Source organism: Frankia sp. CeCAU1 (assembly GCF_977971845.1).
The window spans coordinates 11,861-19,978 of the sequence record NZ_CDWWXA010000058.1; the positions used below are offsets into that span (position 1 = coordinate 11,861).

At 71.0% G+C, this 8,118-nt stretch carries 9 protein-coding genes; 6 read left to right on the top strand and 3 right to left on the bottom strand.

What is annotated here, in order from left to right; genetic code table 11:
* Positions 1 to 180 precede the first annotated feature (180 nt).
* On the top strand, positions 181 to 435 hold the full coding sequence (locus AC08OO_RS12220; protein WP_476610539.1) for a DUF6104 family protein: 255 nt from the start codon (positions 181 to 183) through the stop codon (positions 433 to 435).
* Between the two features lie 45 nt (positions 436 to 480).
* On the opposite strand, the gene AC08OO_RS12225 is transcribed toward AC08OO_RS12220, so the two are convergent.
* Positions 481 to 1,461 (bottom strand): zinc-binding dehydrogenase, encoded by a 981-nt coding sequence (locus AC08OO_RS12225; RefSeq protein ID WP_476610538.1) that lies wholly within the window; start codon positions 1,459 to 1,461, stop codon positions 481 to 483.
* A 190-nt stretch (positions 1,462 to 1,651) separates the two neighbouring features.
* On the opposite strand from AC08OO_RS12225, the gene AC08OO_RS12230 reads away from it, so the two are divergent.
* Complete coding sequence (locus tag AC08OO_RS12230) at positions 1,652 to 1,897, top strand: hypothetical protein (protein WP_035729776.1); 246 nt, start codon at positions 1,652 to 1,654, stop codon at positions 1,895 to 1,897.
* 223 nt (positions 1,898 to 2,120) lie between these two features.
* Here the strand turns inward: AC08OO_RS12230 and AC08OO_RS12235 are convergent, their stop codons facing one another.
* Positions 2,121 to 3,347 carry an NAD(P)-dependent malic enzyme gene (locus AC08OO_RS12235; RefSeq protein ID WP_476610537.1) on the bottom strand — a complete coding sequence of 409 codons (1,227 nt, stop codon included), beginning with the start codon at positions 3,345 to 3,347 and terminating at the stop codon, positions 2,121 to 2,123.
* Positions 3,348 to 4,297: 950 nt separating this feature from the next.
* Between AC08OO_RS12235 and AC08OO_RS12240 the strand changes: the two genes are divergently transcribed.
* The 4 genes from AC08OO_RS12240 (at position 4,298) to AC08OO_RS12255 (ending at position 7,305) form a co-directional block, all read left to right on the top strand.
* Positions 4,298 to 4,921: a dTDP-4-dehydrorhamnose 3,5-epimerase family protein gene (locus tag AC08OO_RS12240; protein WP_476601571.1), complete on the top strand. Its 624-nt coding sequence runs from the start codon at positions 4,298 to 4,300 to the stop codon at positions 4,919 to 4,921.
* Entirely contained in the window at positions 4,918 to 5,460 is a 543-nt protein-coding gene (locus tag AC08OO_RS12245; protein ID WP_476610536.1) for an N-acetyltransferase family protein, read from the top strand. Before AC08OO_RS12240 ends, AC08OO_RS12245 begins: the two co-directional genes overlap by 4 nt.
* A 280-nt stretch (positions 5,461 to 5,740) precedes the next feature.
* Positions 5,741 to 6,277, top strand: coding sequence for an ATP-binding protein (locus AC08OO_RS12250; protein WP_476607444.1), 537 nt, complete (start codon positions 5,741 to 5,743; stop codon positions 6,275 to 6,277).
* Positions 6,274 to 7,305, top strand: a complete 1,032-nt coding sequence (locus AC08OO_RS12255) for an RNA polymerase sigma factor SigF (RefSeq protein WP_476610535.1) — start codon at positions 6,274 to 6,276, stop codon at positions 7,303 to 7,305. Before AC08OO_RS12250 ends, AC08OO_RS12255 begins: the two co-directional genes overlap by 4 nt.
* A 9-nt stretch (positions 7,306 to 7,314) precedes the next feature.
* Here AC08OO_RS12255 and AC08OO_RS12260 read toward each other — a convergent pair whose 3' ends face one another.
* Positions 7,315 to 7,776: a hypothetical protein gene (locus tag AC08OO_RS12260; protein WP_476607442.1), complete on the bottom strand. Its 462-nt coding sequence runs from the start codon at positions 7,774 to 7,776 to the stop codon at positions 7,315 to 7,317.
* Between the last annotated feature and the right edge of the window lie 342 nt (positions 7,777 to 8,118).

Sequence of the window (8,118 nt, forward strand, 5' to 3'; positions counted from 1 at the left end):
ACCCGGCTGCGTCGTATCTCCCGGCGCGCCGCCGCGGCCCCGGCCTCGGGGTCGTCGAAGGTGCACGAGCGCGAGCAGCAGGCCCTGGTCGAGGCGGCGTTCGAGAACTGAGCGCGCGGCCGGCGGAGCGTCGCCCGATCCGAGGACCGGCCGCCGCACCGGTGGTGTTCCCAGGCCGCCGTGCCCGGCAGCGCCACCGGCGTGCGGCGGCCGGTCCGGCTCGCCAGCCATCCGCTCGCCAGACAGGAGGCAGCGATGTACTTCACCGACCGGGGGATCGAGGAACTCGCCGCGCGACGCGGCCCGGAGAGCCTGACCTACGAGGGTCTCGCCGACTCGCTGCGCGTCTTCGTGGACCTGTATCCCGGCTTCGAGGACGCGATCGACCGGCTCGCCACCTGGCTGGCCCGCCCCGACGAGGACCCGGATCCCTAGCCCGCCCAGCCCCGAGCCAGGAGTCCCCGCACCACGACGAAGGGGCTAGGCGGGGGGGCGGAGTATCAACTTGCCGAAGAACTCACCGCCGAGCAGCTGCTCGAAGGCGGCCCGGGCATCGGCCAACGGGCGCACCTCGTGGATCAGCGGCCGCACCCCGGTCCGTTCCACGAATGCGACGAGATCGACTAGCTCGTCCCGGCTCCCCATGGTGGAACCGATCACCGACAGCTGGAGAAAGAAGATCCGGGTGAGATCCGCCGGCGGGTTCGGACCACTGGTGGCGCCCGAGACCACGATGCGCCCGCCGGGGCGCACTGCCTTCACCGAGTGACCCCAGGTGGCGGCGCCGACGGTCTCGATGACCGCGTCGACCCGGCGCGGCAGCCGGGCACCGGGTTCGAGAACCTCGTCGGCACCGAGGGTGGCTGCCCGCTTCCGCTTGGTCTCGTCCCGCGAGGTCACGAAAACGGTGTGCCCGGCGGCCTTGGCGATCAGCAGCGCCGCGGTGGCCACCCCCCCACCGGCTCCCTGGATGAGCACGGTGCCGCCGCCCCCGGCGGGCAGCCCCGCCCGGGAGACGACCATCCGGTAGGCGGTGAGCCAGGCGGTCGGCAGGCAGGCGGCCTCCTCCCACGGCAACCCTGCGGGCTTCGGGATCAGGTTGCGCCGCGGCACGGCGACCCGCTCGGCAAGGGTTCCCGGGTACAGCTCGGACAACAGGGTCCGCTTCGGGTCCAGCGTCTCGTCCCCCCCGCCCGCTGCCGGATCACCGATCACGCTGTGGACGATGACCTCCTGCCCGTCGGGGGTCACCCCGGCGGCGTCACAGCCGAGGATCATCGGGAGCCGATCCGCCGGCAGGCCCACTCCACGCAGGCTGAACAGGTCGTGATGGTTGAGCGAGGCGGCCCGCACCGTGACGGTGACCCACCCGTCGAGCGGCGCGGGTTCGGGCTGCTCCCCGATGGCCAGGCCGTCGAGCGGGGAATCGGGGTGGAGGGACATGGCGGCGGCGGCTAGCACCCTTCGAACCTACGGCTACTGGCGTGCAGACGCGAGCGAGGCCGACCGGCGCGGATCCACTCAGGACAATCGACAGGCGACGCCACGGACGAAGGGGACCATCCGGGCCGGCAACCGCGCCTGCCAGGCCGGTGTGCTGAACTCGACACCGTGGGAACAACAAGGGTGGACGTCCAATGGTAAACAGGCCGTGGTGACCCACGAGGACATGCCCGACTCGCCACGCAGAAACGGGTCGAGCCGGCGGCTGGGCTGGCGCCGCCGACACCCCGCGCCCGTCCCGGAGGCACCCGCGACGGTCATCGTGGACGGCATACCGGTCATCACGGTGGCTCCCGCCGACTTCGTGTGCTGCTCTTACAAGGGATGTGGGACCCTGCGCCCGCTCGCGGAGGCGGTGGAGAACCGGCCCTGCCCGGGATGCGGCCGGGTCTGAGACCCACACGGGCTGAGACCCACACGGGCTGAGACCCACACGGGCTCCCGAACGGCCCGGGAACGCGGCTCAGGACCCGCAGCGGGACGCGGGGGACTCGACCGCCAAGGGGGGGGACCCCGCGTGGCACGGGCCCCGTGGAGGCGTCCAGGGACCCCGGAGAAGGTGCACCGGGATCCCTGGGCGCCTTGTGGCTGGCACGCCGGCGATCAGTCGGCCCTCGTCAGCGGCGGGCCACCCCGTCCGCCCGCGCGGCCGCGGCCGTCGCCGCGGCGACGGCCGGGGCGACCCGGTCGTCGAACACGCTCGGGATGATGAGATCCTCGGCCAGCTCGTCCGCGATCACCGCGGCGAGCGCCCTCGCGGCGGCGAGCTTCATGCCCTCCGTCACGCGGCTGGCCCGGACGCCGAGCGCTCCCCGGAAGATTCCGGGGAAGGCGAGAACGTTGTTGATCTGGTTCGGGTAGTCACTGCGACCGGTCGCCACGATCCGCGCGTACTTGTGGGCGACCGCCGGGTCGATCTCGGGATCGGGGTTGGCCATCGCGAAAATGATCGCCTCCGGCGCCATGGTGGCGACCGCCTCCTCCGGGACCTGCCCGGCGGACAGCCCGAGGAAGACATCGGCGCCGGCGAGCGCGTCGGTGATGGACCCGGCCAGGCCGGCACGGTTGGTCTCGGCGGCGAGCGCGGCCTTGCTCGGGGTGAGGTTGTCCCGACCGGCGTAGAGGATGCCGCGGCTGTCGCCAACCGCGATGTCCCCGATGCCGGCGGCCAGCAGGATGCGGGCCACGGCGGCGCCGGCGGCGCCCGCGCCGGACACCACGGCACGCAGATCACCCAGGGTGCGTCCGGTGAGCTTCGCCGCATTCTCCAGCGCGGCCAGCGCGACGATGGCCGTTCCGTGCTGGTCGTCGTGGAAGACCGGGATGTCGACGCGGTCCTGCAGGAGGCGCTCGATGGCGAAGCAGCGCGGTGCCGAGATGTCCTCGAGGTTGATCCCGCCGAAGCTCGGAGCGAGGCGCGCGACGGTGTCGACGATCTCCTCGACGTCCGTGCAGGCAAGGGCCAGTGGCACCGCGTCCACACCACCGAAGCGCTTGAACAGTGCGGCCTTGCCCTCCATCACCGGCAGGGAGGCCGCGGGGCCGATGTCACCGAGGCCGAGCACGGCCGTCCCATCGGTGACCACGGCGACGGTGTTAGACCGCCAGGTGTAGTCGTCGGCAAGGGCCGGAGTCCCGGCGATGGCGGTACACACCTGCGCGACTCCGGGCGTATAGGCCAGGGACAGGTCTTCCCGATTGTTCAATCGAGCGGTAACGCTGATGCTGATCTTTCCTCCGCGGTGCAGGGCGAACGCGGGATCATCGTCGGACGGCCGCGGGCTGAGCCCGGCGAAGTCCGACGTGGTGGAACCGAGAGTCGGCTGGTCAGTGGTTGCGGTCACGGAGGTTGCTCCTCGAACGAGCCGCCGGCGGACCCCGCGACGATCGCGGTCTCACCTGGGCTGCGGCTACAACGTGCTCATACTCCCGTGCGGTGCGTGTTTCGCGGAAGAACAAGCCTGAGCGGTACCGCCTCATCGTGTAAGGCGGGCGATCGACCGGGTGTTGCCCGGGGTTGCTTCCAATATGGCACGCGCGGCCGCCCCTGCCCCCGACAGCGCTTCGCCGACGGCGAACCGACAACGAACGCATCGGCAACGGAAACAAAACATACCGCCACGGAGAGGATGCCGACGCCCGAGGGAAGCATCACGTGATCAGAAGCGGGGGTCTCCCCCGGCTACCGGCAACCCACCGACACGCCCGCCCGGGCCCAAAAGGTAATCCGTGCACAGCGATGCTTTCCGTCGTACTCGGGCGATGCCCATTCCGGCAATGACGGTAGCACTCCTGATGATTTCCGTCGGTGACCGGAACGACGGCTCCGGTGCCCCGGCGACGGCGATCTCCGGCATCCTCCGTCGACGGCTCCGTCCCTGGTCAGCTGCCCAAGGAGGTACACGACAAGGGCACTCCGACGGTGTGACGACCAACAGTTCTGACGGTATGGCGACCGACAGTTCGTACGCACTGAACGAATTCGTCGACACCGACGGAAGAACCATCGTCAGCATGGATATCGACCTGGCCCGGTCGCTCGCCGGCCTCCTGGCGGGCGAAGGTGCAACGCGCCCGGATCGCCTTCAATTCGGTTCCGCCATGGCCCGCGTCCGGTTGTTACGACATCGCTATGTCCTCGTTAACCGACACCAAGGAGCGGGAGAAACGGGTGGAATTTGTCACCTGCTTCGCCGCGGCCCCTCCGTCACGACCGGAGTCCGGGGCCGGCTCGGGTCCGACGCGTGGTCCGGCGTCCTGGGAGGCGCGGGACCGAACCGGTACCTTCGCACACGTGGAGATCAGCGAACTATCGGTTCCGGACGCCTGGGTGTTCACCCCGCGCCAGCACTCCGACAGCCGCGGGACCTTCCTGGAGTGGTTCCGCTCGGACGCTCTCGCCGAGGCGGTGGGGCATCCGCTCACCCTGTCGCAGGCCAACCACAGCGTGAGCCGGGCCGGCACGCTGCGCGGGGTGCACTACGCGCAGGTCCCCCCCAGCCAGGCGAAGTACGTGACGTGCGTGCACGGCCGGGTGCTGGACTGCGTCGTCGACATCAGGGTCGGCTCACCGACCTACGGGACGTTCGCGGCGGTCGTCCTCGACGACGTCGACCGGCGGGGCCTGTACGTCGCGGAGGGTCTCGGGCATGCCTTCATGGCGCTCACCGACGACGCCGCGATCTCCTACCTGTGCTCGACTCCGTACACCCCCGGGCGCGAGTACGGGGTCCACCCACTCGATCCCGATCTCGCGCTGCCCTGGCCCGACGATCTCGTGCCGTTGCTGTCCGACAAGGACACCGCGGCGCCGTCGCTCAAGGAGGCGGAGGCGGCTGGCCTGCTGCCCGACTATCGCGCCTGCCGGGCCCTGTACGCCGAGCTCCGCTCGGCGAGCGCCGCCGGGGACATCCGGTGATCCGGGTGGCCGGCCCCGGAGACGTCGAGGTCGTCCACCGCCTGGTCACCGAACTCGCCGCGTACGAGAAGGAGCCGGACGCCGTCGCCATGACGCCCGCCGATCTCGACACGGCCCTGTTCGGACCGGTGCCAGCCGCGCACTGTCTGGTGGCCACCACAGACCACCTTGCCGGCGACTCCGCCCCACCACAGGTCGCCGCCCCACCACAGGTCGTCGGCTTCGCGCTCTGGCACCCGACCTTCTCCACCTGGACCGGCCAGACCGGGATGTACCTCGTCGATCTGTTCGTCCGGCCGAACCACCGCCGCCGTGGCTACGGGCAGGCCCTGCTCACCACCCTCGCGGCGATCTGCGCCGACCGCGGCTACCGGCGCATGGAATGGGCCGTCCTGGACTGGAACGCCCCGGCGCAGGCGTTCTACCGCTCCCTCGGCGCGGGGCCGATCGAGGGCTGGACGACCTGGCGCATGGACGCCGACGCCATCACCGCCCTGGCCGGCGTCGGGACCGGCAGCGCCGCGGCCGGCACCGCCTAAGCCGACGACGGCCAGACAGGCCGGATGCAACAGCTTACGATCACCCGACCTGCGGTACCCAGCGGCGGCTGGGTACGGTGGAGTCGGTGGCCGCCGCCCGGCCGCCGACGGAGCGGAAACCGTCCGCCCATGCGGGACGTCATGGTCGGGAGCGGAATACTCGACCCGTCGACGGGTGGGCGAGGAACCGCCGACAATATCATTATCTAATCGACCTTGGTCGGCAGGACACCCGCGAGGCGCCGTCCTCGCGCGACGCAGGCTCTTTGGGGGTAGGAACGTGGATCCGACGCCTTCGACCGGCGGCGCGGAGAGCTCCGACACCATCGACAGCCAAACCGCCCACTCGGGCGGCCTACGCGACGTGGTTGCGCTCACCCTGCCCGCCGCGAGCGCCTACCTCACCGTCCTGCGCACGGCGACGGCCTCGCTGGCGGCCCGCCTCGACTTCACTCTCGACGACATCGAGGATCTCCGGATCGCCGTGGACGAGGCGTGCGCCCTGCTGCTCGTCTCGGCCGTGCCGGGTTCCTCGCTGGACTGCACGTTCACCCTCTCGCCGGGGGTGATGCACGTCCTGGTGACGGTCAAGAGCCTGGACGGCGAGCAGCCCTCCGAGGACACCTTCGCCTGGACCGTGCTCAAGGCGCTGGCGGGCGACGTGCAGACCTCGACGGGCCCGGGGTCGCGGGTGAGCATCGCCCTGCAGAAGCGCAGGGGCGTGCGCGCCGACCTCGGCGGGCCTCCGGCCGGACACGTCCGAGGGTCGGGTGCGTCCAGAGAGACTCCACTGGGCGACACGGTAGGTACGTCGTGACGTCGACCGGGAGAACGCCGACCCCACCGCGCACGGTACCTGATCACGATGTAGCCGATCGCAACGTAGCCGATCGCGACCCGGTGTCCGCGGTGGACCCGGTAGCGGCGTTGAGCCAACGGGGATCCGTGCTCGACGACCACCCGGGGATCGACAGCGATCCCGGCCCCGAGGTGACGACCCAGGCGCCACCGAACCCGGCGGTGGACGGTCCGGCGGTGGACGGTCCGGCGATCGACGGGGAGAGCGATCGGCCCGAGCGCGCGCACTCGCCCGACCGGGCCCTGGCCCGCACGCTGTTCGTCCGCCTCGCCGAGCTACCCGAGGACGATCCCGAACGCTCCGCCGTCCGCGATCAGCTCGTCCGGATGCACCTACCGCTGGTGGAGTACCTCGCCCGCCGCTTCCGTAACCGGGGCGAGCCGCTCGACGACCTCGTCCAGGTGGCCACCATCGGATTGATCAAATCGGTGGACCGGTTCGATCCAGAACGTGGGGTGGAGTTCTCGACCTACGCCACCCCGACCATTGTCGGTGAGATCAAGCGGCACTTCCGGGACAAGGGCTGGGCCATCCGGGTCCCCCGCCGCCTTCAGGAGCTCAAACTCTCCCTGACGAAGGCGACCTCCGAGCTCTCCCAGACGCTGGGCCGCTCCCCCACGGTGAGCGAGATCGCCCGGCATCTGCAGATGAGCGAAGATGACGTCCTCGAGGGGCTGGAGTCGGCGAACGCCTACTCGGCGGTCTCCCTCGACGCGCCGGACTCCGGCGACGACGAGGCGCCCGCCGTCGCGGACACCCTCGGCGTCCAGGACGAGTCCCTGGAGGGCGTCGAGTACCGCGAGTCCCTCAAGCCGCTGTTGGAGAAGCTCCCTCCGCGGGAGAAGCGCATCCTGCTGCTGCGGTTCTTCGGCAACATGACCCAGTCCCAGATCGCGACCGAGCTCGGCATCTCCCAGATGCACGTTTCCCGGCTCCTGGCCCGGACCCTGGCCCAGCTGCGGCGCGGCCTGCTCGAGGACGGCTGAGCGGATTCGTCACCCGGTCCCGCCGCCGCGCCGAGGCGGGACCACCGGCCCGAGCCCACCGGCCAGCAGCAACGCGACGACGATGACAAGGGGCACGACGAGCAGCGGGATGCCGTAGCCGTAGCGGCCGGACTGCACCAGCCCCCACGCCACCGGCAGGCACAGGATCTGCACGACCAAGGTGGGCGAGCGGAAGGATGCGCCGTTACGCAGCACGCCCCCCGCGAGGACCGCCACACCGAGCCCGCCGACGATGGCGAGCACCCCACCGCTCTCAGCACGACCCATGTCGTCAATGTCCGGCCCGAAGCCGCGCAGCACCTGCAGGATTCCGAGGGCCAGCAGGGTCAGCGCCTCGATGGCGAGCAGGACGGACGCCACCCGAGTGGGCACGGACGCCGCGCGAGCAGCCTGCCGCAGCGTGCCGAAGCGGCCGGCCGCCGGCTGATCGGGATGACTCGTGGATCCCATATCCCTGACACTACGTTCCCGGGGCCGTCCGCGTTCCCGGGGCCGTCCGCGTTCCCGGGGCCGTCGACCGGTGCCCCCGGGGACCCTCCGGACGGTGTCCACCGCGCCATCACCCGTCGCACTTCGCGAGGTGCCCGCCGGATTCCAACGGTGTGAGAGTTTTCCCAGCCGGCGACCCGGATGACCGGGCGGACTACGGTGGAGGCATGCGAGGGCTGTTGGTCGTCAACCCCGTCGCCACTGCTACGACCGAACGTGTTCGTGACGTCCTCGCCAGCGCGCTCGCCGCGGACCTCGCTCTGGAGACTGTGGTCACCAAGGGGCGGGGGCACGGGGTGGAAC